The 849-nt window shown below is 39.2% G+C and carries 1 pseudogene; it reads right to left on the minus strand.

Features of this window, described 5'->3' with window-relative positions:
- Positions 1–849: pseudogene (locus VB654_RS17905) on the minus strand (Rpn family recombination-promoting nuclease/putative transposase); the annotation flags it as partial.

Consider the following 849-nt stretch of genomic DNA (forward strand, 5'->3'; position numbering starts at 1 on the left):
TCGTCGTTATCAGGTTTTTGTGTAGTCTGTCTGACATCCTCTACACTCAGTTCTAAAGCCTCGGCTATTTGTTCTACAGTCAATCCTGCGGCTAACATTGGTGGAACTGCTTTTAATTCACCTTTGCGTTCACCTTTGCGTTCACCTTTGCGTTCTCCTTCTTCCTTGCCTTCTTCCTTGCCTTCTTGAAAGGCTTCCTGATAAAATCTGGTTTGCTTTAACTCGCTTAATCCAAACATGGCTTCTATCTCCTTCCTGCTCATTTGGGGTAATTTGTAAACCAAGATTGTCTCTATTAATTGTAATAATTGCTGTTGTTGACGCTGTGAGTTAATTTCTTGTTTGCTTCTGTCGATTAACTCTTTACCTTGTGCGATAGCGCAAGCGCTGACTTGTCAGTTCGCCTGATCTTTATTAGCAATGATTAATTTAATAGTAGCAATGCCAATGGGTAACGACGTAGATTCACCTAATTCATCCAGATAAATCCTTCTAACTCGCTGACTTGCGAAAAACTCCTGGTAATGTTTAATACTACTTATATCTATACTCCTGGTTGGGTATAGCACCACAGCACCCCAATCATTTTGGGGTTGATTTTGTCGGAGGTACAAACAGACTTCCGCAAACAGTCGGGAATAAATTTCACCATCGGCTTGAAATTGCACTTCTACAAAATAAATTGGGTTTTCTACTGTTTGTATAGGTAGAAAAACACCATCAAGTCTGAAGGACGTTTGTTTAACTTCAATTGAGGAAAATTGATAGTTATTAGCTTCTTCAGGAGAATTACCAATGAGTTCAAAGAAGATACTAGGGAATTCTTGAAATAGGCGATAAAAGATGCTG

This window comes from Nodularia sp. UHCC 0506, assembly GCF_034931045.1.
In the GTDB taxonomy this organism is placed as follows: domain Bacteria; phylum Cyanobacteriota; class Cyanobacteriia; order Cyanobacteriales; family Nostocaceae; genus Nodularia.